The organism is Streptomyces sp. SID1328, assembly GCF_009865595.1.
Lineage (GTDB): Bacteria > Actinomycetota > Actinomycetes > Streptomycetales > Streptomycetaceae > Streptomyces > Streptomyces griseoluteus.
On sequence record NZ_WWKH01000954.1, the window covers coordinates 1 to 320 of the forward strand.

Annotated in this window: 1 protein-coding gene; it reads right to left on the bottom strand. The window is 66.6% G+C overall.

The window, feature by feature from the left end:
* Positions 1-320, bottom strand: a 320-nt coding sequence (locus GT030_RS30660; protein ID WP_202460764.1) for a cbb3-type cytochrome c oxidase subunit I, incomplete at both ends; no start/stop codon positions are given.

Below are 320 nucleotides of genomic sequence, written 5' to 3' on the forward strand. Positions count from 1 at the left end.
GGCGGCGGGCAGGAGGTCGCCCACTCCAGCGAACGGCCGTAGCCCCACGGGTCGTCCACCTCGACCGGCTTGCCGTACTTCGCCGTCTTCCAGACGTTGTAGAAGAAGGGAAGCATGGACAGGCCGAGCAGGAACGACGAGATCGAGGAGACCGTGTTCAGGGCCGTGAAGCCGTCGGCGGCCAGGTAGTCGGCGTACCGGCGCGGCATGCCCTCGGCGCCCAGCCAGTGCTGGACCAGGAAGGTGCCGTGGAAGCCGACGAACAGCGTCCAGAAGGTGATCTTGCCGAGCCGCTCGTCCAGCATCTTGCCGGTGAACTT